The sequence below is a fragment of the Peribacillus sp. BM1 genome (assembly GCF_056679975.1).
In genome coordinates this window covers 283,542-308,428 of sequence record NZ_CM155259.1, presented here as the reverse complement: position 1 = coordinate 308,428, position 24,887 = coordinate 283,542, and the positions used below count along the sequence as shown (strand labels likewise).

Sequence of the window (24,887 nt, the reverse complement as noted above, 5' to 3'; positions counted from 1 at the left end):
TATGGCAAATCGTTCAATGGCTAGTGAAATTCAATATAATAACGCCAAACCATGGCAGCTTGTCACTTTTGCTTTTAACAATTCAGCAACAAATGCTCAATACTTTATGTACCTCATGTTTTTTATCTATTATTGTACAGATAGCTTAGGGCTATCAGCTGTTATTGTCGGTGGAATGATGACATTTTCCCGTATTTTTGATGCATTTATCGATCCAATGATTGGATTAATGATCGATAAAACGAATACTCGTTTTGGTAAATTCAGACCTTATATGTTTGCGGGCATGATTATTATGAATATCTCTACGGTTGGGCTCTATTGGGGGCTTCAATTAGATAGTAACATTGCCATGTATACATGGATTGCAGTTTGTTACGTGATTTGGAACATTGGCTATACTTGTTCTACGATTTGTACAAAGAGTGCTCAAAATGTTTTAACGAATAATCCAAAACAACGCCCACTAGTAAGTGGGATTGACCAGGTTATCATGACTGGACTCGATATTCTTATTTTCTCCTTTGGTATGATTATTTTAAATTATTTTGGCGGGGTAGAGGATCCTGCTTCATTTAGAAACTTTGCTTTTATGATTGCAGGGTTTACCACTTTATTCACGATCATTGCAATGGCTGGTATCTGGAAAAAGGATAATGAAAATTACTACGAAGTAAAGGATATGACTAAAAAGGAAAATCAGATTAAAATAAAAGATTTCATTTCTATTATTAAAGGTAATAAGGCGCTTCAAATGCTGATAGTTGCGGGGTCTTCAACGAAAATTGCGACTTCCATTCAAAGTTCAGCAACGGCTTACTTCTTTATGATTGTCATGGGTGGTGCGGAATTTCAGGCAATCGTCAACGGACCTGCAACCTTTGTTAGTTTAGCAGGTGCCTTTATCGGTGTTGGCTTAGCTGTCTATTTAGGATTAAAAAAATCATTTGTGATTGGCCAAATTCTCAGCATTGTTGCTGCGGCCATCCTTTTAGTCATTCGACCATTTGATGCGGGCTCTGTTATTCTAGCGGTTGTTTTAATCTCTTTCTTCCGTCTAGCCGAGAGAATGGCTGATACGAATCAGATTCCAATGATTGCTGATGTAGCCGATTATGAGCTTTGGAAAAACGGACGTTTCATTCCTAGCATGATTGCCACTGCGTTCTCGTTTGTGGATAAAATGGTTAGTTCTCTAAGTGGTTTATTATTAGGAGCTGTACTTGGAGCTGCACATTATACAGCAGGGATGGAAGTCACTCCAACACTATACTGGTCTATATTAGGACTGTACTTTGGTGCACCGCTAATTGCTCATATCATTGCATTGATCGCGATGAAGAAGTACCCAATTAACAAGGAATTTTATGAAAAAATGACAAAAGAGAATCAGGAAAGAAAAGCAAAGATGGAAATGGGAGCATAGTAGCCATGTAATAATCGAGAGTGCTTTTACAAAAACGTATATCTGGAGTGACTTTTATAAGGATAGAAGGGAAACGAATATCTTTTTAGAAGAGCAAAGTGGGATGTATGAACAATTAATGGGTGTTGATATCGATTTGTAATATCATTTTAGCAACATGTAAATGAATGAAAAAGCAGTAAATGATAAGCAAAACTCTATCGGGATGAAGCAAACTTTGTACAATCTGATCATCAATAGTTAGACAGAAAAATTCAATTGTACATATGAATGCTTCTAATAAAAAGGCTCTGTTAGTAAACTTTGTTGATAAGCTAGGTGAGTCAAAAATCAATCATATTATTTAACAAAGCTAATAAAAAGGGACCGTTGCATCTTAAAGGCAACGGTTTTTGTACGTATCATGATCTTAATGATCGGCCAATAGGAATGCAAAGCGGTGTTTGATCAACAGGATTGTCAATAAGACAGCATTCTAGTCCGAAGACTTCTTTAATCATGTTTGTGGTAAATCCTTTTTTGGGCGGCCCCTCTTGATAAATTTACCCCTTAACAATGCTAATGAGATGATCAGCGTATTGCGCTGCTTGATTTAAATCATGTAAAACCATAACTATCGTTCGACCGTGAGTGATGTTTAAGTCACGCAGTAATTCTAATATTTCAATTTGGTGCGCTAGATCTAAATAGGTTGTTGGTTCATCTACTAATAAGAGATCTGTATCTTGAGCTAAGGCCATTGAAATCCACGCTCTTTGCCTTTGTCCCCCAGATCATTGATCCAATGTGCGATCTGCAAAATCAGTCATTTTTGTTGCCGATAATGCACGTTCTACAATTGAATGATCTTCCGGAGTTTGTTTAGAAAATAAACCTTTATGTGGATGTCTACCGTAGTAACATAGATCTTTGACGGTTATATCTTCTGGGGCTTCTGGACCTTGAGGTAAAATGGCCAATTTCTTCGCAATCTCTTTGGAAGATTGCTGATGAATCGCTTTTCCAGCTAAATAGACTATACCTTCCTGGGGAGTTAATCACCTAGCTAAGGACCGTAAAATGGTTGATTTACCACAACCATTGGACCCAATAATAACGCTAATCTTATCTTTAGGAACTTCTAAACTGATAGTATCAAGGATTTGAGTTGATCCGTAAGAGAGAGAAAGTTGTTCTGCTGATAATGTTGTCATAATTGATCGCCTTTCTTATGCCTTTTTTCGTTCAGAACGTAATAAATATAAAAAATATGGTGCCCCAATGACTGCTGTAATAATTCCTGCTTGGCATATTGCCCCTAAAGCTATTGTATTAGGTTGCTTGAAACTGTTGAAGTATCTCGCACTGAAGAACTAAAGGAATGTAAGGGAGTTGGGAAATTTTAAATAGAGGAAAATACTTTAGCATCAATTTATTTAACACAGACGGAGCCTATGAAGGATATAAAAATCTATACATATGATTTCCAAAAGGACAAAAGTAGAAAATTAATGAAGAATGGTGCTTAATAAAATGATGCTATGTTGGTAAGAAAAGCTGTAATACCAAACAAGAGGGCATAGAAATATAAAAAGCCTGTATCAATGATTACTTGGTAATCATGATATGGGCTTTTTAACTCAAGAGTTAATTGTCATTATCTATATTTAACTCACTGTTTGTTTTTTTGATGAGTTTCAATTCGAATTAGCGACTTTGAAACGCCACCTTTAAACCAAGTCCGAGATAGATGGCTCCGACAATTTTACCGCTAAAGCGGGCGAGCCAAGATATCCGTTTAACAAGCCGCCCGAGTGGACGGATGCAAAAGGCGATAAGTGTCGTATAGATCACACCTAAGAATACAAAGATTAGGCCGAGAAACAAGAATTGGAGAACAGATGTCCCTTGTTCAGGGTGAACGAACTGTGGCAAAAATGCTAGAAAGAAGAGAGCTGTTTTCGGGTTAAGAACTTCTGTTAAAATGGCCTGACCATACGTACTTAAAGACGATATCGGGGAAACCTTTGGCAGTTTAGGATCAGATGGCTTTTCTAATATCGCACGAATGCCGAGATAAATTAAGTAAGCAGCACCTGCAAACTTCACAATATTAAAAGCAAGTGCAGATGTCATCAAAATGGCGGAAAGTCCAACCGCGGCAAATATAGTATGAATCAAATCGCCAGTCGCAAGTCCAATACCTGCAATTACGCCTGCTCTACGCCCACCTTGAACAGTGCGAGTGGCGGTAAGAAGAACAGCCGGACCTGGAATTAAAAAGAGCCCAATTACGACTGCAATAAACGCTCCTAAAGTAGAAAAATCAAACATTGGGGTTTCCTCCTATTCCTTCAATACCGTCAAGTATAGTAGAGGATGAATCGTAAATCAACAGCCATTCAAAAGTTTAAAAGCAATTCGTTTGGAATGGTATCCATGATCATCAGGAATGTTTAGAATAATATGGTAATATAAATATAAGGAAAAGTAGGGAATCAATCGCTTCAGATAAGTGATGTCTACATTTTGATTGTCAGACTGTCCAATTGCTGTCTGAATAATATGAAAATTAGGAAGATGTGTATATAAGTGCGTGTTCAAAAAGGAGGATAAAAAGAGCCGAGAAGTTCGAGGCGTGCATCTCGAGAGGACCGTAGAGACAGAGATTTGAAGCAATTCGCAAGCTTTTTTACCGGACTTTTTGAACATCCCCTATAATTAGAATGTGCGTCATAAGCCCAAAGAAATGACAAATAGCCATCTAAAGGTGAGTAGAAAAAGAGAATTCAAGGATTACTGAGGTGAAATAGAATGGACAATCAATATTTTGTTGGTTGGGGAACACTTGCCCTTATTAATGCAGGATTAGCGCAAGGTAAAAACCGGACTGGTTTAAATTGGTTTTTATTATCTTTGCTGCTTGGACCAATTGCAACATTGATTTTATTGTTTTCAGAAAAGAAACCAGATTAAACGATATAAGACTATTTAGTTTAAAAAAATAATGATCCCAAATCGCAATTGGAATCATTAACGTACATATTATAAGAGAAAACACTTATTCTTATTGAACAGATCCTCGCTTAATTAACGACACATCAATTGTCTCGTTTGTAACCGGCTCATTGGCAATAAGTTTTACTAGATTGCCAGCACAAAGCGCTCCCCATTTATGTTTGGAATAATCAATTGTAGCTAAATTTGGCATGATGTATTGGGACATTTCGATATTATCAAAGCCAATAATATGTATGTGTTTTCCAACTTGATACGTTGTTGTTGACAGATAATCATACATACCAATGGCCATTTCATCATTTAAACAGAAAACGGCAACAGGTTCCTTGTACTCTTTGACGATTTGTTCTGCTGCGCGTGCGCCCGAAAGTTTAGAAAAACCCCCTTTAATTTCCTGATAGTGAATATCATCACAGTGTTTTACCGCTGTTCTAACAGCTTGCAGACGTTTATGGGCATCATAAGAAATATCAGGACCTGTAACGATATAAAGCTTTCGGTGGCCTTTTTCAAGCAAATAGTGAACGGCTAAAGCGGATCCGGTTGTATTATCCAGAATCACTTGATTAATGTTTTGGTGTTCAAGTTCTCGATCTAAGACGACTAGTTTACACCCTATGTCAGCATATTTAATTAATTCTTCATCTGAAAAACTCCAATCAAGAACAATGGCGCCATCTATCACTTGTTCTGGTAGGAAACGATGAGATTTCATCCCGTTGCAGACGATTAGTTCATAATCAGTGCTGTTAAGTGTAGCATTGATACCTTGCAGAAGCGGTCCAAAAAAATTACCACTGTAATCGGACATTAAAAAAGCACCGATGATTTTTGTTTCGCGTTTTTTTAATGAGCGCGCGGCGGCATTTGGAACATAGTTCAATTCCTTTGCAATTTCCCGAATTCGTGCTGAAGTAGCTTCTGTTATTTTAGAGCTCCCATTTAATGCATAGGATACGGTTGAAATCGAGACACCGGCTTGTTTCGCGATATCTTTAATACTTACCACGATAACGTCCCCTATCTTTTTCTTAACGGTATTATATCGTATTTGATTAGCTGAAAAGTTTCAATGTATATCTCATAGGAAAAAGGCATTCGTGATGGATTGAACGACTACTATTCCTGTATTGAAATAAATAATGGCAATTTTCTAATAAACCATTGAAAACGGTTACCTGAAGATTTATAATAACTCATAGAATCGTAACGATAGCTTTAGTAATGAGATATAAGTATTTTTATATTTTTTTTATCGTTTATCGAAACGTTTCACTAAAAGTAGTATAACTGAAAACTACGAAAAAATGAATCCGTTTTCAATGAAGAAATAAAATCTAAACTCTAAACTCTTTTCATGAAAGTCTACCCACCTAATAAAATAGTAGAAATGGGGATAAAGATGACAGTGATTCCAATAGCAGTTCAAATGTATTCATTGCGTGAGGAAAGTGAAAAAGATTTTGCTGGTACATTGAAAAAAGTTGCAGAACTAGGCTTTGCTGGCGTTGAATTTGCTGGACTAGGAGGATTGACTGCGACAGAAGTCCGTGTGTTATTGGATGATCTAGGGCTGAAAGCTGCATCTAGCCATGTTCCGCTTGTCGAGTTGAAACATAACTTGGCACAAGTGATTGAAGATCAGAAGATATTAGGAAGTACCTATATAGTTTGCCCGTATTTAATGCCGGATCAACGAAGTGAAGAAGATTATAATACGCTGATTCCATGGCTAGATGAGGCGGGTGAAACGTGTCTGCGTGAAGGCATTACCCTTTGCTATCATAATCATGATTTTGAACTAGAACGTATGTCGGATGGAAGAATGGCACTGGAGGCGATTTTTGATGATACAAACGCAGACCATGTGAAAGCAGAACCCGACATATACTGGCTGACAAAGGCTGGGGAAAAGCCGGTAGAGTGGCTTAACCGCTATAAAAATCGAACTCCACTCGTTCATTTGAAAGATATGACGACAGATGGAGAACAATTTTTTGCAGAGCTGGGAACTGGCGGGGTTGATATTGAAGCGGTGCTCACTATAGGAGAAGAAGTTGGTGTTCAGTGGTGGGTGATCGAACAGGATCTAAGCCGAACCACACCATTTGAAAGCATGGAAATCAGTATTAGGTATCTGAAAAAGAAACTTCCTTATCTTCTGAATAAATAAAAAGGGGACGAAAGTATGGCGTTAAACGTAGGCATCATTGGTTGTGGGAATATTAGTAGTATTTACTTAGAAAACAGCCGTCGTTTTCCTGAATTTACTATTGTGGCATGTACGGATTTGGATATTGAAAAAGCAAAAGCAGCTGCTGTAAAATATGGCATCCAACATATGGGTAGTGTGGATGAAATGATGGCTTCACCGGATATTGATATCGTATTAAATTTGACGGTTCCACACGCTCATGCAGCGGTAGCGCTAAAAGCAATCGAAAATGAAAAGCATGTGTATACAGAGAAGCCGCTCGCGATTACATTTGATGATGGAAAGAAAATCATGAATGAAGCCCGTCTCAAACAAGTCACTATAGGATCTGCACCAGATACTTTTCTAGGCGGAAGTATTCAATTGGCCGGTAAGTTAATCGAAGAAGGTGTGATTGGAAAACCGATAGGCGCATCGGCCTTTATGATGTCACGTGGGCCAGAATCGTGGCACCCGAATCCTGAAATTTTTTATCATGTCGGAGGTGGTCCGATGTTCGACATGGGTCCATATTACATAACCGCACTAGTTAGCTTATTAGGGCCGGTCAACAGAATCACTGGATCTACGCGTATTACGTTTCCAGAACGAACGATTACAAGCCCGAAGAAAAATGGAGAAAAAATAACGGTTCAGGTCCCAACATATGTGTCTGGCATTCTCGATTTCGTAAACGGAGCGACCGCGACGATTACAACAAGCTTTGATGTAACAGCGGCACGGACACCGTTCATTGAAATTTATGGAGAAGGCGGTACAATCAGCCTGCCTGATCCGAATCATTTTAATCAGCCACTTCTAGTGAAAAGACATGGCGAAGAAGAGTGGCAGGAAATGAAGCCTGGTGGAGACGCATATGATAATTTACGTGGCATCGGACTTGCTGATATGGCTAAATCAATTGAGGTAGGGAAACAACCACGTGCAAATGGCACGATGGCCTTACATGTGCTTGAAATTATGCATGGAATTCACCGCTCATCTGAAGACGGGCGCCATTATTTGCTGGAAAGTACATGTGAACAGCCGCCTTTGTTATCGTAAGCAGCTGTTTTTAGAATAACAAGAAGCACTAGGGAGGACTTGTTGATGAGTACATTAAAAGTAGGTGTTATCGGCTGTGGAAGTATAGCGAAATTTCGTCATTTACCAGAGTATTATGCTAATAAAAAGGTAGAAATCGTCGCGGTTTGTGACATTGTCGCAGATCGTTGTGAAAAAATGGCCACGCAATACAGCGCTAAAGCATTTATCGACTATAAAGAGGTATTGAAGTTGGAAGAAATCGATGCAATCAGCGTCTGTCTACCTAACTATTTACATGCACCTGTTTCCATTGATGCGTTGAATGCGGGAAAACACGTGCTTTGTGAAAAGCCGATGGCAACGTCAAAGGACGAAGCAGTTGCGATGATTAATGCTGCGAATATAAATGAAAAAACGCTGATGATCGCACATAACCAACGTTTTGTAGCATCCCATCAAACGGCCAAACAAATTATTGACAGCGGCAAGCTCGGGAAGATTTACAGTTTTAAAACAACATTTGGTCATCCAGGTCCAGAGGCATGGAGTGTGGATGGTGCAGATAGCTGGTTCTTTAATAAAGAACAGGCTTTTATCGGGGCAATGGGTGACCTTGGCGTCCACAAATCAGATTTAATGCGATATTTACTTGGAGAGTTTACAGAAGTAGGCGCACTTATTGAAACGAATGCGAAGAAGAATACAGAAGTGGATGACAATGCCGTCTGTATTTTACGAACAGAAAGTGGGATTATCGGTACGCTTACAGCAAGCTGGGCATATGTGTCGGGCGATGACAATTCTACAGTTATCTACGGAGAAAATGGAACCTTACGTTTAGAAGCTGATCCAGACTATTCGTTAATTGAAGAATATCGGGATGGCAAAGTGATCCATCATAAGCTTGATAAAATTCAAACGAATGAAGAGGATGGTCAGATAAATTCGCATGTCATCGACCATTTTGTTGAGTGCATTTTGGAAAATAAAGAATCACTCATCACTGGTGAAGAAGGTTTGAAATCACTAAAGATTATTCTAGCGGCACTTGAGTCACAGGAAACAAAAAAAATTATTTCATTGGAACAGGAAGTGTAATTGAAATGAAATTAGGCGTATTTACCGTATTATTTGCAAATAAATCATTTGAGGAAATGCTTGATTACGTGAAAGCTTCAGGGCTTGATGCAGTTGAAATTGGTACAGGCTGCTATCCAGGAAATGCCCATTGCCCACTTGATGAGCTTTTAGAAAATGAGCAGAAACGAAATGACTATTTAGAAGCTGTCACATCACGTGGTTTAACGATCAGTGCATTTAGCTGTCATGGCAATCCACTCACACCAGACAAAGCCTTTGCAAAAGAGTCGGATACTGTTTTACGTAAAACGATTAAACTAGCGTCTCTTCTTCAGGTTCCAGTCGTTAACGCCTTTTCTGGAACTGCTGGTGACAGCGATGAAGCAAAACAGCCGAACTGGCCCGTCGTTCCTTGGCCTGCGGAATATGGGGATGTGTTAACATGGCAATGGGAAAACAAATTGATTCCATATTGGAAAGAAATCGGTGAACTGGCTACACAACATCATGTGAAAATTGGTCTTGAATTGCACGGTGGCTTCCTTGTTCACACGCCATACACGATGCTAAAACTACGTGAAGCAACATGTGATGCAATCGGTGCGAACTTAGACCCTAGTCATATGTGGTGGCAAGGAATTGATCCAGTTGCTGCGATAAAAATCCTTGGTAAAGCTGGTGCCATTCACCATTTTCATGCAAAAGATACGTACATCGATCAAGACAATGTCAATATGTACGGATTGACAGATATGCAGCCATACGGAAACGTACAATCACGAGCATGGACGTTTCGAAGTGTCGGCTGTGGCCACAGCATGCAAGAATGGTCAGATATGATGAGTGCACTTCGTACATATAACTATGATTACGTTGTTAGCATTGAACATGAAGATGCGATCATGTCCATTGAAGAAGGCTTCTCGCGTGCAGTAAAAAACTTAAATGACGTTTTGATTCGTGATTCTTCAGGCGATATGTGGTGGGCGTGAAAATATATGCAAATGAGAAGAGGCATATTGCCTCTTTTTTGGCGAAGAAAATAAATAGATTTAGCTGTTCTTATTGTTTGTTTTAGTGTGTCTTTGAAACAATGTTTGATAATTTGTAAAGATTGATTAAAATTTTGTTTTAATGAATTTGTATGCTTGCAGGATAAAAGAACAGCTAGTTAATAGCCCAGGGAGTACTCCTAATAATGTAAAATAAAAACGATCCTTTCAATAAAGATCTCTTAATGTGGTAAAAAAGGAGAAGAGGAACGAAGATTCTATTTAACGGATCGATTAATCCAAATGGTGTTTGAACAGCTTCCAATTTGGATATGACAAATGAAAATGTCTTAGATCAATTACTATCTTGGTCAACAACTTTACCAGTTTCTCGTTTTGCTTTTAATTAGTTATCTAAATAATCCTTCAAGTCCCGACCTTTAAACAGGTGGGGACTATTTGTCGCTTACGTATATACTCAAATACTACTATGTATGTCAATTAACACAGGTGTCTTTAAATGGTTTTTTATATAGAAATCTAGAATAGTCTATGAAAAGAAGGCAAAAAAATTGGGCTTAGATAGATTCTTTTAGTGAGAAGTTAAAATCATGGTGACATTATAAAAAAAGTGCTTCACACCTTGATATAATGGCTTTTTTCAGAGTCGAATTCTGGAGAATGTCGTTGGGGGATAGAGGTAGTAAAATAAAGACCTTTACAATCTTTACAAAACAGAAAAACCTTAATTTGACACGTTCCAATTAGTGAATATACCTATATTTTTCACCCTAATTTTCAACATTTTTTTCTATTTGTAAAGCCTGTATAAATATTTATAAGAATCTGTAAATTCTATTGTTTAAAAAAAAACCTGCTTATATAATAACCATGCAAGGCGAAATTGACACGTTCAAAAAAATAAAAGGAGTGATCATTTTTCATGAAGAAAACGTGGTTATTAATCGTTGCACTTGTTTTTAGCATGATTTTAACAGCTTGTGGAGGGAATCAAGAATCCTCCGAGGGAGCTGCGAAAGGAAAAAATAAATCTCTAGTAGTCTATACAAATTCTGGATCGGATGGTCGTGGAGATTGGTTGAAGGAAAAAGCTGCTGAACAAGGATTTGAAATTGAAATCGTTGAAGCAGGTGGAGGAGACATTCGAAATAAATTAATTGCAGAAAAAGCAAATCCAATTGCAGATGTTGTTTACGGATTAAATGAAATGAACTATATCGCATTAAAAAATGAAGATGTTCTTGAAGCATTCACCCCTGTTTGGGCAAATGAAGTAGAAGAGGGGACAAGCGATCCTGAAGGTTACTATCATTCATTAGTGAAACAAGCCATTCTATTAATCTATAATTCTGACTTATACACGGAAGAAACAGCTGCATCTGACTGGCCAGAATTATGGGAAAACAAAGCATTTCACGATTTATATGAAGTACCAACTGATTTAGGTGGGGACACAACTAGAACCGTCATTGCAGGTATTTTAGTACGTCACCAGGACTCAAATGGTGAACTTGGTATTTCAGAGGAAGGCTGGGAAGAAATTAAGAAATACTTTGAAAATGGGACTCCTGCAACAGAAGGTACTCCTTTCTATGCAAAATTAGCAAATGGAACCACTCCATTCGGTCAAATGTTCTCAAGCGGAATTCAACAAAGAGAAGAAGAATATGGTGTGAAAGCAGGTATTGTATCACCAGAAATCGGTGTACCATACGTTACAGAACAAGTTGCGATTGTGAAAGGAACGGAGAAAAGAGAGGTTGCAGAAGAATTTATTAACTGGTTTGGAAGTGCTGAAGTACAAGCAGAATGGGCAAAAGAATTTAACTCTATGCCAACGAATTTAGAGGCAGCTAAATCAGCTAATCCAGAGGTAAAAGCATTACATGAATCCGTGAAGAAGCAAGATATGGATTGGAAATTCATTACTGAAAATATTGACGCTTGGATTGAAAAAATCACTTTAGAAATTCAATAAGTATATCAGGTTAATAGACCTTGGTTTTTAATCAAAAACCAAGGTTTCATATTTCTAATACTAGCGGAGGAAATAAGATGATTGAATTCAAAAATATTCAAATCAAATTTGATGATTTCACAGCCATTCACAATCTAAATCTTGAAATTAAGGAAGGAGAGTTTTTTACACTTCTGGGGCCTTCAGGATGTGGGAAAACAACGACGCTTAGGAGCTTAGTTGGATTTATTAAACCAACAAATGGCGACATCCTGGTTAATGGAGAAAGAATAAACGATATCCCTATAGAACGCCGTGAAATAGGTATGGTATTTCAGAGCTATGCACTGTTTCCAACTATGAATGTATATGAAAATATAGCATTTGGACTTCAAGTAAAAAAGTACAAAAAAGATGAAGTAGATAAACAAGTTAGGGAGATTGCTAGAAAAGTAGATTTAAATGAAGAACAGCTTTTTAAAAAAGTATCTGACTTATCAGGTGGCCAGCAGCAACGGGTTGCCATTGCAAGGGCACTCGTATTAAAACCAAAAATTCTTGTGCTTGACGAACCATTATCGAACTTGGACGCCAAGCTAAGAAAACAACTTAGAAGAGAATTAAAAAAATTACAGTCGCAATTTGGAATTACGACCATTTATGTTACACATGATCAGGAAGAAGCATTAACAATGTCTGACCGAATCGCAGTATTTAACAAAGGCAACATTGAACAGGTTGGAACACCAAAGGAAATATTTGATCAATCGAAAACAGAATTTGTCTGTAATTTTATTGGCGATAACAACTTCTTACAGCCATCATTTTTACAGCGAATAAAAAATGAATGTAATGTAGCTATCGATCCGGCGAAAAAAGCTTATATCAGACCAGGAAAAGTGACAACTAAAAATGTCGATACCGAACAATATGATGTGATAGTAGAAGGAGAAATTGTTGAAAATGAGTATCACGGAATTTCTTCTAAGGTTACTTATGAGTTAGGCAATCAACGAATCGCAAATATGGAGATGGAAGATAATTTAAACGATTATGAAGTTGGATGCAGAAAAAAAATCGCATTTCAAACATCTGATATTTTAACTTATTAGAAGGTGACATGATGCAAATACAAAATAAGTATAAATTAAAAAACAAACTGTATATCCTTGCTATCGGAGTTGTATTATCTTGGGCTTGTATCGCCTTACTGATTTACCCGAATATTAATCTATTAATCACGACGTTTTTCCAGGATGGCGGTTTTACGTTTGAGCCATTTGAAAAGTTGATCAGCTCCGAACGTGCAATGAAAAGTTTATGGAACAGTTTTATTTTAGCAATTACCTTGGTTATTACGGTGAATATGGTTGGTCTGTTTCTAGTATTTATCATGGGTTATTTTGAAATCAAGGGAATGAAGTTTCTGCGGCTTGGCTATTATTCAACCTTAATATATGGAGGAATTGTATTAGTAGCAGGCTATCAATTTATTTATGGTGATGTAGGAATCGTGACCAATCTTTTTCTATCCATTTTTCCGGATATGAACCCAAATTGGTTTAAGGGATTTTGGGCCGTCTTGTTTGTTATGACATTCTCTAGTACATCAAACTATGTCATCTTCTTATTAAATGCATTGCAAAAGGTAGACTATCAAACGATTGAAGCTGCAAGAAATATGGGGGCAACTGATTTTCAAATTATAAGAAAGGTGATTCTTCCCGTTTTAAAACCAACCATTTTTGCCTTGACTATTTTGCAGTTTATCGGAGGATTAGGGGCATTTGCAGCACCAAAAGTGGTCGGAGGAGAATTCCAAACGATTACACCGATGATATTAACATTTTCCGGTATCGTCAGTTCCAGAGATTTAGCCGCCTTATTAGCTATTTTTCTAGGGTTAGCTTCGATGATTCTGCTTGCAGTCATGACAAAAGTAGAATCCAAAGGGAACTACATGTCCGTTTCAAAAGTAAAAACAAGTTTGGTGAAACAAAAGATCAACAATAAATTTGCCAATGTCATAATTCACATGATGGCATATGTATTATTTGTGCTCTATACACTGCCAGTTGTTCTGATCTTTTTATTTTCGTTTACTGATTCCAAGGCGATTGCCACAGGTAAATTAACATGGGACAGTTTTACATTAGAAAACTATATTACTGTTTTTACTAATGCGAGTGCTTATCAACCGTTCCTTGTGAGTATCATTTATTCAGCACTCACTGCCATTATTGTTGTAGGGTTGATCCTATATATTGCACGGTTAATTCAGAAGTATAACAATAGATGGACGGCGATTCTCGAATATATTCTTCATATTCCTTGGATGTTACCTTCCGTGTTAATTGCGATGGGTCTGATTATTACGTATAGCATTCCAAATTCGGTAATGTTTAACAAAGTATTAACTGGAACAGTAGGCATATTATTAATCGGTTATATTATTGTTCAAATTCCTTTTGTATTAAGAATGTTAAAAGCGTCCTTTTATTCCATTGACACTTCATTGGAAGAAGCGGCAAAGAATTTAGGAGCAAGCAATATAAGGACCTTCTTTAAGGTGTTATTGCCAATTATTTTACCTTCTGCTTTGGCGTTAGTTGCCTTAACATTCAATTCAACGTTGGATGAATATAATTTATCGATGTTTTTAAGTCATCCATTTTATCAGACATTAGGAATTACCATACAAAACAGTACATCACCAGAAGCGTTACAGGATACAAGAGCATTAACCTTTGTCTACACGGTACTATTAATGGCTATTTCAAGTATTGTTCTTTACCTTGTTTATGGCCGAGGAACAAAGGCAGGCAAATAACAAGATAAGTTCGATGAAATGAAATTGCAATTGTGGAAACTAAAAAATGGAGGTACATCATGATTGGGAACAAAAACGACAATGATACGACAAAATTATTAAATGAGAAATTAGGATCGGAGCCCTTTTTAATTGCTGTCCATCGTGGAAGCAGCATGGGGAATATCATTGAAAATACACTCCCTGCTTTTTATGCAGCGATGCAATCCGGCGCAGATATTTTAGAAATTGATGTGGTTCGCTCAAGTGATGGAAAATTTTATTTATTCCATGATGGAAATGAGCGTAGACTTCTGGGGCAGGAAAAAAATATCAGGGAAATGGATTCTGCATTCATTGAGTCTTTAAACTATCGTAATAATATCGGACATGTTGTCAATTATAAAGTGGAAAAAATGGATAATGCCCTAACCGCCTTAAAAGGCACTGGCATAATCCTCAATTTAGACCGTTCTTGGGATGATTGGAATGCATTGCTTCCTTTACTAGATCAGTTTGACATGGCAGATCAAATTATTTTAAAGTCCCCAGTCAATCAAAGTTGCCTATCTATTTTGGAGCAGCACCCTGTAAAGTATCCTTACATGCCAATTATTAAAAAATTAGATGAAATAGATGAAGTTCTAAGCTATCAGAATATTAATTTGACAGGTATGGAGTTAATTGCAAAAGATAAGGATAGTGTATTTTTTCAAGATAATATCATCCGTGATATTAAAGAGAGGAAATTATTTATTTGGCTAAATGCCATTGTACTGAATCATAAGGACGTATTGTATGCAAAGTATGATGATGACCAATCAATCATTAAAGGACCTGCTTACGGTTGGGGGGAACTTGTTGAAAAAGGGTGTGATATCATTCAAACCGATTGGCCAAGTCTATTAGATAATTATAGAAAAGAAATTAGTAAGAAGAATGACTGATTTTAAAAAAACTGAAAGAGGATGAGTATGAATAAATCTATCCAAGATATCCATGTCCGTGTTTTAATGTGGCTTGAGGAAGCGGCAAATATGATACGTGATTCGTTTGCCGAACATTTAATGATTGAGACAAAATTGAATCGTAAGGATTTAGTCACAAATATTGATAAAAACGTTCAAGATTTCTTTACTCAGAAAATCACGGAATACCATACGACTCATCAAATATTAGGTGAGGAATCTGCTGAACAATTCACAGATAAGAATCCGGAGTATTTATGGATAATCGATCCAATTGACGGGACGGCAAATTTCGTAAAACAACAGGATCATTTTTGTATCCTTATTTCTTATTACGAAAATGATATTGGAAAATTAGGCTATATGTATGATGTGATGAATAATGATGTTTATTACGCTATAGAAAATGAAGGAGTTTTTCTAAACGATAAGAAACTGCCTGCCCCATCAGCTATTTCTTTACATGAAGGGCTTGTCTCTGTTGATGTACAAAACTGGTGCGGCAAATCATGTTTGGAAAGACTGGCTAAGGAAGCTTTTGATATCCGCTATTTTGGCTGTGGCGGCATTGACAGTATTCATGTAATAACTGGCAAGTTTGCAGCATTTGCATCCTCGAAAGCAGGTCCTTGGGATAAAGCAGCTCAGCTGATTTTTGCAAAAGAATTAGGGCTTCGCGTCTCCAAATTTGATGGAAGTGATGTGAATTATTTAAAAGGTGGGGATTGGGTCATTTCCAATAAGGCAGCATACGAGGATCTTTTAGCTATTGTTAAAAGATTTTAAAACTTGAAAACGTGAGATAGATATAAAAGATTGCTAGAATTTAAAAGGTGGTGGAAATGATGGCGACCATATTGGATATAGCAAAAGAAGCAGGGGTATCGCATGGTACGGTATCCAATGTTTTAAACGGTAAAGGAAATGTCAGTTCAAAAAAAATGGAGCTTGTGTTAAAAGCGGCTGAAAAATTAGGATACAATCTTAATAATAATGCAAAGCTGCTTCGTTCCGGTAAAAGCCAAACCATCATTATGATTTTACCTAGTCTTGGATTAGAGGAATACTCTATTTTTTACGAAAATGCTTTGAAAGAGGCAAGCTCCAGAGATTATCAGATTAGGCTGTACTGTACTTATGACAATCCAATAAAGGAAAAACAAATTATTAAAGAAATTATTAAAGAGCGTCCAGCTGGCATTATCACTGTCTCTGCATTAGATGATGCTAACGAGTATTATGATCATATTCCGATTAGTAAAAGTGACATCATTTTTATTAATAGAAATATAGCCAACGCACAGGAATTAATCACGTTTGATTTTAATCAGGTCGGGATTGATATTGCAACATTTATCGATCAACATATCACCGGGAAAATTGCCTTGTTTACTGGGGAAGAAAACTTTTCAAATGAACATGATTTAACAACTTCGTTGTTAGAACATTTAGATAATCAGGATGTTACTGTATATCAATCTACTTTATCCCATGAATACGAAAATGCGTTTAAGCTTGTCTTAGAATCTTCCTTCGACTGTATCATTGCAACAAATGTCTCGAAAGCACAATTATTGGTTAAAGCATTTTATTATGGTTCAAATCAAAACTTACCAAAAATTATAACGCTCGGACCATTAAAAAACATGTACAGCAAAGAAGTGATGTACTATTTTCAGGACTTCGGATATTTGGGTGAACGAGTCGTGAAGAATATCATTCAAACGATTCATTTAAAGGATAAAAGTCATTCTAATATTTATCCGAATTATGGATTTATAATGGAGCCAGACCGATATAAAAGTTTTCATTCAGAGATTACGATTCTCACCATTGATTCACCAGCAACGCATGCGCTAAAAAAAGTCATTCCGCATTTTGAAAAGACTACAAACTGCATCGTACATCTTGATATAAAATCCTATAATGAGGTTTTCCAAATCATTGAAGACGACGAAAAGTGGAAAAACTATGATATTATTAGGCTGGATATTGCTGGTTATTCCTGGTATGGTCAGAAAATTTACCGCCCACTGCAAGGATTAGAAGTAGAATTAGATGAATTTATTGAAGCGTTGCCATACTTTCTCAAAAATGCTTACGTCAATATAAATGATACTGCATATGCTATTCCATTTGATATTAGTATTCAGATGTTATTTTATAGGGCAGATGTTTTTGATAATGACATCGTAAAGCGAAAATATTTTGAAAAAACTAAATCAGAACTTAAAATTCCAATGACATTTGAAAAGTATAACGAAATAATCATGTTTTTCAATGAGAGTGACTTTGATCAAGTAAAAAAATTAACTGGTGCGTCGATGATTTCAGGAAACATTGAGACCATTGTAGCTGAATATTTGCTCAGGTATTATTCCTTAAAAGGTGATATTCTCACTGCCTCAGATATTCGATTAGATCCAGAAGTAGCGATCTATGCCATGAAGTTACTTTACGATAATTATAGGAATTCTCTGGTCACTGATGCAAATTGGTGGGGAGAGGAAGTACAAGCCTTTATTGATGGGAAATCGGCAATGGTGATTGGGTTTATGAACCATTTATCTGTTGTCTCACAAAGTAATATTAAAGATTCAATTGGAATTGCCGATGTTCCAGGGAACACGCCTCTGCTTGGCGGTGGAATTTTAGGGATAACGAGATCAACGAAAAAGGTGGAAGCATCCATTGAATTTCTTACTTGGCTCAACAGTTCAGAAATTTCAGAACAAATCAATTTACTAGGTGGCAATACGGCAAGCTATTTTCTCTCGAATAGTTCTGTTGTCAGAACGATGTATCCATGGCTAGCAAAGGCAAAAAAAACAATCATGAATGGAAAGCGAGAGACTGTTTTTGAAAATGGCCAGTGCATCGATTTAAAGCATACAGAAGAAATCATTGGAAAGCATATACTAAAACTATTAACAGAAGAACAACCGCAGTTTGAAAAATGTGTAGAAAACATAAATAAAGAATTGAAGGAAAAACAAGAAATATTGACCGTTCAGGTATAAGATGGGAAGTAAGGGGCCGGTTCTTATGCGTGATAGTGCCCAGTTGATTTTAATATAATTGGAGTGTAACTAAAAGCGGAAGGAGGAGAAAGCGATGTCTTTTAGCTTTACAGGCATTCATCATGTTCAATTAGCAGCACCACCAGGTTCGGAGGAAGTAGCAAGAAAGTTTTTTGTGGGAATGTTAGGTTTTGAAGAAATCGAACAACCTGAACCAATGAAAATACGAGGTGGAGTGTGGTTTGGATTTGGCAACTATCACCTTCATATTGGCATTGAAGAACCATTCTCTCCTGCCAAAAAAGCACATCCAGCATTTGAAGTAAAAAATATAGAAGCTTTAAAAATCCATCTGGCTGAAAATAATATTCCTTTTATAGTCGATACAGATTATCCAGGAGTGAACAGAATTTATATTGAGGACCCTTGGGGGAATCGCGTGGAAATTTTAGAAAAATGTATCTAACAATGGTAGGGCCCTCTTAATAGTAGGTGTTCAAAAAGGAGGGTAAAAAGACCGACAAAGAAATTGCCAATCTTTTTATCGGACTTTTTGAACAACCTCTAATAGAGCGGACGGAATACATATTATGAAAGAAGAGTAGTGCGAAATTTATAGGTAATGATACCAGCATAGAGGTTGGTACAAAAGGATTTAACCTTATACACTATACATCGTTTATTATGTCATTTACCCGTAAAATATACGAAGTATAACTGACCTTTTTATCCCACATTAACGGGCAGTAAGCCCCCTACCTTAAGGCTTAGAGGAATCGAAGAAGCGTAGGTGGGGGACAACTGCCCGTAAAAGCCCGATTGGTGAGATACAGTGAAACTTACCGATGCGTGAGCAGAGGTTTAGTTGAACCAATCGGGTTCGTACTGTCGATTGATCGAAGCGAAAGCGAGGATCTTAGCGACAGTAGAACGGGACTAACAATCAGTGGGGATGAAGAAAACCCCCACTGATTGAAGTTTCACTTTATTCTTGGCGGTCAAATCAATGAATAGATTTAGCATCATCCACATGCCTTACATGTTTGTAATTGATCCAAATAAATAGGACTGAAATAAGTACAAACATTCCCCCGACGACGAATGGAACATGTGGGTTGTATATTTCTGCTAGTTTACCTGCCATAAACGGTGCTACAGCTGCTCCTATGAATCGAAGAAAGCTGTATGCGGCGGATGCCGTAGATCGTTCGACTGGAGCGGCATTCATGACAGCTGTCGTAATTAACGTATTGTTATTTCCTAGTAATGCACCTGCGATAATAACTGCAACTATAACCACCCACTGCGTTGTCGTCCAGATTCCTATTACTCCCAGTAGTAAAGCAAATAAAGTCAACATGAGACACATAGATTTAATTGTCCCGAACCACTGTTGAAGTTTTGGGGCCATGAAAACAGATGTGATAGCAAGCATGATGCCCCAACCGAGGAAGACAAAGCCTAATCCATGCGCATCCAACCCCATTACGAATGGTGCATAAGCCAACAATGTGAAAAAACCAAAGTTATACAGGGCGGCTGTTATACCGAATACTAAGAGAGAACGGTGCTTTAAGGCACGGAACGGATCCATTAAGGATGTTTTCGATTTTATATCATCGTGGCTATTGGACTTTGGCATGAATGTAAAAAGACCAATAAAAGCAATTATCATCAATGCGGCAACCCCTAGGAACGGGCCTCTCCATGACATGGCTCCCAACCAGCCACCAAGCAGTGGTCCAACTGAAATGCCAAGTCCGATTGCTGCTTCATACAAAATGATTGCTTTTGCGGTACCACTAATTGAAAGAGATACGATAGCGGCTAGGGACGTAGCGACAAACAAAGCATTACCTAGCCCCCACCCACCTCTAAGTCCAACAAGTGTCCAGATATCGTTGGAGAGCCCTCCGAGTGCTGAAAATAGAGCAATAATAATAATTCCAACAAGCAACGTCCATTTGATGCCAAGTCTTGACGATATCGTACCGGTAATAAGCATCGCCACCGCCATAACTGCATTATAGCTGGTGAAAAGTAAGGTTACCTGACTTTGTGTGGCATTTAATTTACTAGCAATTGCAGGTAAGATTGGGTCAACAAGACCTAATCCCATGAAAGCAATAATACAAGCGAAAAAAACTGCCCACACTGCCTTCGGTTGTTTAAGAAGACTTGCTTTATCTTGACTAGAGGAACGATTTTTCCTGTTAGCAGCAGTTACTTTTTTAGTAGTTGATGTCATATATGTCTGCTCCTATTCTACATGTAAAATAGATCATCGTTTCTAGCATTTGTTTCACTCATTTAACACTTGAACAATGATCGAGTGGATGTTGCAATAGTGAAAAGCTTAAAGGATTGTATGAAAAGAGTGACGGATGACATCGCCGCGGCTAATGATTCCAACCAATACCCTGTTACGGACGACTGGTAATTTTTTTATCCGTTTTTTTCCTAAAAGAGCTGCAATATCTTCAACATCTTCATGATAGTCAACTGTGATCACCTTTTTCTTTGCGATATTTAATACGTTTAAATCAAGTATTTTCTTTGCTCTTTCCTCAAATTCATCGTCATCCCCTTTTAACACGTTCACATAATAGAAGGAGTCTACAAAGATATCCTTATGCTTGCCGATATGTCTCATAATATCACCATCACTTATATACGCGATGATTTCATTTTTGTCATTGATGACTGGAAGACCGCTTATGTGGTGCTCAATAAATTGTTTGATAACGGAACGAATGGTATCGCTTTCGAAAACCTTGTAAACATGACGATTCATAATTTCATACGCTTTCATATGAGTCCTCCTAAATATCAGTCATGGAAAGCGGAGCGCATCTTTAAAGCCTCAACTTAATGACTCCTTCCAGAGCTTGTATTAGTCACTTTAATAAAAAGTTGATATAAATATATGATTGTATTGTACAATTATATACTTGTATCTTACAATTAAATTTCGGGAAGTCAATCCTTCTTTTACAGATGTTTACCGTAGGGTATCATGGTTTATATAGAAGGATAATAATAAGGTGGTAAAGAAATGAATATTCATGCACTGGAAACCATTGAGCTTGAAATGGCGGTTCTGGCTCGTCTTGTCAAATCGATGACATCTGATTTAAGGAATTTAGACAAATCTGCCTATCTTCTGTTGCATCAATTATCTTCAGAAGGATCCTCTGGAGTGAAAATCTTGGCGAATAAATTGCATTTGGATATTTCCACAGTAAGCAGACAAACTGCATCTATGGAGCAAAAAGGGTATGTGTGCAAGGCTCCTGATCCCAATGATGGTAGATCATACTTCTATCAGATTACGGATTTGGGATTAAAGGAATTGATCCAATACAAACAAGCACGATTGGACAAGTTGGAAGAATTGCTAAACGATTGGTCTGACGAGGAAGGTCAAAACTTTGGGCAACTGTTAAAAAAGTTTAATCAAACGCTAATGGATAAATAATGCTCGGATTAGATTTTCTTTGGAATAATTATTGGATTTACTTGGTTAATATAATGATATTTTTGAATGCATAAAGAAAAATAAAAACACGCTTAAAATGTAACCCAAGCGTGTTTTTTCTGCTTATAGAAAAGATATGAAAGTGTTGATGGTTATTGGATACTATTTAGTCTACAGCTTTGGAGTTTGAATTGGATCCCAAGTTCCATAAGCTAAATAGAATCGTGAATAAACCAAGAATCACGCTTAACAAAACCGCTCCATTTGCTAATGAATAGATGTATGGGAAAATGACAAACCAGACACCGGTAATTACTGAAACCCAGTTTTGCCACGAATTCCAACCAGGTTTGTCATGTCCCCACCATGCTGCGATAATCTGAATGATTCCAAAAATTACACTTAACCACAAAGCTCCTGTTTGATCTGAAAAATCAAAAACCCAAGGTGCGATAATAAACCAGACACCGATTAATGCATTTAAGGTACTCCTTGTTTTCATAATTACCCCTCCTTAAAGTTTAGGAAATCTCTAAAGATTTCCTTGTTGAATTATATGTTTAGAAATAAGAAAAATTAACTAAAATGAGATTATATATTCAATTATTAATAAACGGAAAAAGAGGGCAGTTTATCTCGATATTTTGTTTGTAGGGGTAGACCTAGGAATGATGATCGTTCTTCTTTTGCTTCTTCTAATTATTTGGAAGTTACTTAAACCTACTAACTAACCTAGAACAAAATTAAGAGCTTGCTTGTTGTATGCATTCAACTAATCGGAATGGGATTTTGTTATATCCTTGTTGAAATTATGGTGGTGGAATTGAAAGACTAAACACGCTTGGATTTATAAATCCAAGCGTGTTTAGTCTTTCAATTTTATATCAAAGTCAAATAGTCGGCCCGCCAAGATTCTTGATCGTATCAGAAACGTTGGCGAATTTTTTGAAATTGACTTTGAATTTCTCGGCAAGTTCGGTTGCTTTTTCTGTGTAGGCTGCTTGGTTTGACCAAGTTTTAATCGGTTGAAGGACTTCGTCTGGAACCCCTGATACATGAAGGGGGATTTCAAGACCGAAGATATCGTCGTGAACGGTTTCGATCTGATTCAATTCGCCTTCAAGGGCAGCTTGAATCATCGCGCGCGTGTAAGCAAGCTTCATTCGGCTTCCTGTTCCATATTCCCCGCCTGTCCATCCTGTGTTTACTAGGAAGACTCTAGAGTTGTTCTCATCGATTTTTTTGCCGAGCATTTCTGCATACCGTGTCGCTGGTAATGGTAGGAATGGCGATCCGAAGCATGTTGAGAATGTTGCTTCTGGTGTTGTAACACCCCGTTCTGTTCCAGCCAATTTACTTGTGTAGCCACTTAAGAAATGGTACATGGCTTGTTCTTTCGAAAGCTTCGAGATTGGAGGCAACACGCCAGAGGCATCTGCCGTTAAGAAAATGATAGTATTCGGGTGACCAGCTACACTCGGATTAACGATATTACCGATTCCTTGTAGCTGGTAAGCGGCACGTGTATTTTCCGTTAATGTAGCATCATCATAATCAGCTACACGTGTGTCTGGATTCACAACTACATTTTCCAAAACAGCACCAAAGCGAATGGCGTCGAAAATTTGCGGTTCTTTTTCGCGTGAAAGATTGATGGTTTTGGCATAACAACCGCCTTCGATGTTGAAAACGCCGCTAGAAGACCAGCCATGCTCGTCGTCACCAATTAATTTCCGGCTTGGGTCAGCGGATAAAGTGGTCTTACCTGTCCCGGACAAACCGAAGAACAAAGCAACATCACCCTCTCTGCCAACGTTTGCTGAACAGTGCATCGGAAGAATTCCTGCTTCGGGGAGCAAGTAATTCATGACGGAGAAAATCGATTTCTTCATTTCTCCAGCATATTCAGTTCCACCGATTAATACGGTACGTCGTTCAAATGAAATGATGATGAACGTTTCTGATTGCGTTCCATCTACTGCAGGGTCCGCTTTGAAGTTAGGAGCGGAAATAACCGTAAATTCTGCTTGATGACCGAGTAAATCTTCATCATTCGGACGCACAAACAATTGATGGGCAAACAAGTTGTGCCAAGCATACTCGTTGATAACCTGAATTGGAAGTCGGTGCTGTACATCTGCACCAGCAAATCCTTTGAATACAAAAATCTCTTCTTTTTGTTTTAAATAGTTTATTACTTTATTGTAAAGGCTTGCAAAAGTATCTTCAGAAATAGGTTGATTCACCGGACCCCAGTCGATTTTGTCTTTGAACGCTAATTCTTCCACTATATATTTATCTTTAGGAGAGCGTCCTGTGTATTTGCCTGTTTCTGCACGAACTGCGCCCGTTGATGTAAGAACTCCTTCATTTCGTTTAAGAACTTTCTCAACTAATTGAGGAACAGAAAGCTGTACGTTTACATTTGATCCAGCTAATAATTGATGTAACTCATTTGAAATGCCCACAGTATTCATATATGAGATACCTTCCTTCACCCTTATTTATAGAAATAGTATAACACATTGACTTTATTAGTCTATACTAATTATAGCATTTAACACATTTTTTTCTGGAATAGGTATTTTATTCAAGAGATAGACGATATACATAGAATCAATCAACCTATAAATGAAACTATTCTTAAGGAAAAAAATCTTGACACTATTCCTTGTAGTACGTTATTATTTTAAATTGTACGGATTCTCTTATCCCGAGTTGGTGGAGGGACAGGCCCTAAGAAACCCAGCAACCTGCCGAAGTGTAGAAAGTTTGCGAAAGATTGATTGCAGATAAAAGTAATTGTCTTTTAATAATTTTGGCGTTGGTGCTAACCTGAGCAAGGTAAAAAACCCTTGAACGATAAGAGTGAAAGGATAGATTCAGTCAATAAAC

20 protein-coding genes, 1 pseudogene and 1 riboswitch are annotated in these 24,887 nt (G+C 37.4%); of the genes and pseudogenes, 14 read left to right on the top strand and 7 right to left on the bottom strand.

Translation table 11 applies throughout. From position 1 onward, the window contains the following. The first annotated feature begins 1 nt into the window (after position 1). Positions 2 to 1,426, top strand: coding sequence for an MFS transporter (locus AC1MGI_RS01470; protein WP_480348003.1), 1,425 nt, complete (start codon positions 2 to 4; stop codon positions 1,424 to 1,426). Positions 1,427 to 1,827: 401 nt separating this feature from the next. Here the strand turns inward: AC1MGI_RS01470 and AC1MGI_RS01465 are convergent. Continuing rightward, positions 1,828 to 2,619: pseudogene (locus tag AC1MGI_RS01465) on the bottom strand (ABC transporter ATP-binding protein). Between the two features lie 493 nt (positions 2,620 to 3,112). After that, positions 3,113 to 3,739 carry a LysE family translocator gene (locus AC1MGI_RS01460; RefSeq protein ID WP_480348002.1) on the bottom strand — a complete coding sequence of 209 codons (627 nt, stop codon included), beginning with the start codon at positions 3,737 to 3,739 and terminating at the stop codon, positions 3,113 to 3,115. A gap of 480 nt (positions 3,740 to 4,219) precedes the next feature. Here AC1MGI_RS01460 and AC1MGI_RS01455 point away from each other — a divergent pair, with 480 nt between their 5' ends. Beyond that, positions 4,220 to 4,381, top strand: coding sequence for a hypothetical protein (locus AC1MGI_RS01455; RefSeq protein ID WP_172796805.1), 162 nt, complete (start codon positions 4,220 to 4,222; stop codon positions 4,379 to 4,381). Positions 4,382 to 4,472: 91 nt separating this feature from the next. Here the strand turns inward: AC1MGI_RS01455 and AC1MGI_RS01450 are convergent, their stop codons facing one another. Further along, entirely contained in the window at positions 4,473 to 5,435 is a 963-nt protein-coding gene (locus AC1MGI_RS01450) for a LacI family DNA-binding transcriptional regulator (protein WP_480348001.1), read from the bottom strand. A gap of 393 nt (positions 5,436 to 5,828) precedes the next feature. Between AC1MGI_RS01450 and AC1MGI_RS01445 the strand changes: the two genes are divergently transcribed. The 11 genes from AC1MGI_RS01445 (at position 5,829) to AC1MGI_RS01395 (ending at position 18,980) form a co-directional block, all read left to right on the top strand. Continuing rightward, complete coding sequence (locus tag AC1MGI_RS01445; protein WP_480348000.1) at positions 5,829 to 6,599, top strand: sugar phosphate isomerase/epimerase family protein; 771 nt, start codon at positions 5,829 to 5,831, stop codon at positions 6,597 to 6,599. Between the two features lie 15 nt (positions 6,600 to 6,614). Beyond that, positions 6,615 to 7,685: a Gfo/Idh/MocA family protein gene (locus tag AC1MGI_RS01440; protein ID WP_480347999.1), complete on the top strand. Its 1,071-nt coding sequence runs from the start codon at positions 6,615 to 6,617 to the stop codon at positions 7,683 to 7,685. A gap of 45 nt (positions 7,686 to 7,730) precedes the next feature. Further along, complete coding sequence (locus AC1MGI_RS01435) at positions 7,731 to 8,765, top strand: Gfo/Idh/MocA family protein (RefSeq protein ID WP_480347998.1); 1,035 nt, start codon at positions 7,731 to 7,733, stop codon at positions 8,763 to 8,765. A 5-nt stretch (positions 8,766 to 8,770) separates the two neighbouring features. Next, positions 8,771 to 9,739, top strand: a complete 969-nt coding sequence (locus AC1MGI_RS01430; RefSeq protein WP_480347997.1) for a sugar phosphate isomerase/epimerase family protein — start codon at positions 8,771 to 8,773, stop codon at positions 9,737 to 9,739. 943 nt (positions 9,740 to 10,682) lie between these two features. Next, positions 10,683 to 11,738 (top strand): extracellular solute-binding protein, encoded by a 1,056-nt coding sequence (locus tag AC1MGI_RS01425; protein ID WP_480347996.1) that lies wholly within the window; start codon positions 10,683 to 10,685, stop codon positions 11,736 to 11,738. A gap of 77 nt (positions 11,739 to 11,815) precedes the next feature. Next, a complete protein-coding gene (locus AC1MGI_RS01420) occupies positions 11,816 to 12,829 on the top strand; it encodes an ABC transporter ATP-binding protein (protein WP_480347995.1) in 1,014 nt (337 codons plus the stop codon). Between the two features lie 11 nt (positions 12,830 to 12,840). Continuing rightward, positions 12,841 to 14,547 carry an ABC transporter permease gene (locus AC1MGI_RS01415; RefSeq protein WP_480349671.1) on the top strand — a complete coding sequence of 569 codons (1,707 nt, stop codon included), beginning with the start codon at positions 12,841 to 12,843 and terminating at the stop codon, positions 14,545 to 14,547. A gap of 59 nt (positions 14,548 to 14,606) precedes the next feature. Then, positions 14,607 to 15,473, top strand: coding sequence for a glycerophosphodiester phosphodiesterase family protein (locus tag AC1MGI_RS01410; RefSeq protein ID WP_480347994.1), 867 nt, complete (start codon positions 14,607 to 14,609; stop codon positions 15,471 to 15,473). A 27-nt stretch (positions 15,474 to 15,500) separates the two neighbouring features. Continuing rightward, on the top strand, positions 15,501 to 16,280 hold the full coding sequence (locus tag AC1MGI_RS01405; protein WP_480347993.1) for an inositol monophosphatase family protein: 780 nt from the start codon (positions 15,501 to 15,503) through the stop codon (positions 16,278 to 16,280). 56 nt (positions 16,281 to 16,336) lie between these two features. After that, complete coding sequence (locus AC1MGI_RS01400) at positions 16,337 to 18,514, top strand: extracellular solute-binding protein (protein WP_480347991.1); 2,178 nt, start codon at positions 16,337 to 16,339, stop codon at positions 18,512 to 18,514. A gap of 94 nt (positions 18,515 to 18,608) precedes the next feature. Beyond that, positions 18,609 to 18,980 carry a VOC family protein gene (locus AC1MGI_RS01395; RefSeq protein ID WP_480347989.1) on the top strand — a complete coding sequence of 124 codons (372 nt, stop codon included), beginning with the start codon at positions 18,609 to 18,611 and terminating at the stop codon, positions 18,978 to 18,980. 537 nt (positions 18,981 to 19,517) lie between these two features. On the opposite strand, the gene AC1MGI_RS01390 is transcribed toward AC1MGI_RS01395, so the two are convergent. Both AC1MGI_RS01390 and AC1MGI_RS01385 read right to left on the bottom strand, forming a co-directional pair. Further along, entirely contained in the window at positions 19,518 to 20,762 is a 1,245-nt protein-coding gene (locus tag AC1MGI_RS01390; RefSeq protein ID WP_480347987.1) for an MFS transporter, read from the bottom strand. A 108-nt stretch (positions 20,763 to 20,870) separates the two neighbouring features. Beyond that, complete coding sequence (locus AC1MGI_RS01385) at positions 20,871 to 21,326, bottom strand: CBS domain-containing protein (RefSeq protein ID WP_480347985.1); 456 nt, start codon at positions 21,324 to 21,326, stop codon at positions 20,871 to 20,873. Between the two features lie 243 nt (positions 21,327 to 21,569). On the opposite strand from AC1MGI_RS01385, the gene AC1MGI_RS01380 reads away from it, so the two are divergent. After that, positions 21,570 to 21,992: a MarR family winged helix-turn-helix transcriptional regulator gene (locus AC1MGI_RS01380; RefSeq protein ID WP_480347983.1), complete on the top strand. Its 423-nt coding sequence runs from the start codon at positions 21,570 to 21,572 to the stop codon at positions 21,990 to 21,992. A 166-nt stretch (positions 21,993 to 22,158) separates the two neighbouring features. Here AC1MGI_RS01380 and AC1MGI_RS01375 read toward each other — a convergent pair whose 3' ends face one another. Continuing rightward, the gene (locus AC1MGI_RS01375) at positions 22,159 to 22,494 is read right to left on the bottom strand and encodes an SPW repeat protein (protein WP_480347981.1); all 336 of its coding nucleotides are present in this window, start codon (positions 22,492 to 22,494) and stop codon (positions 22,159 to 22,161) included. 388 nt (positions 22,495 to 22,882) lie between these two features. After that, positions 22,883 to 24,469: a phosphoenolpyruvate carboxykinase (ATP) gene (gene pckA / locus AC1MGI_RS01370; RefSeq protein ID WP_480347979.1), complete on the bottom strand. Its 1,587-nt coding sequence runs from the start codon at positions 24,467 to 24,469 to the stop codon at positions 22,883 to 22,885. 228 nt (positions 24,470 to 24,697) lie between these two features. Then, a riboswitch (SAM riboswitch) is annotated at positions 24,698 to 24,861 on the top strand. The last annotated feature ends 26 nt before the right edge of the window (positions 24,862 to 24,887 follow it).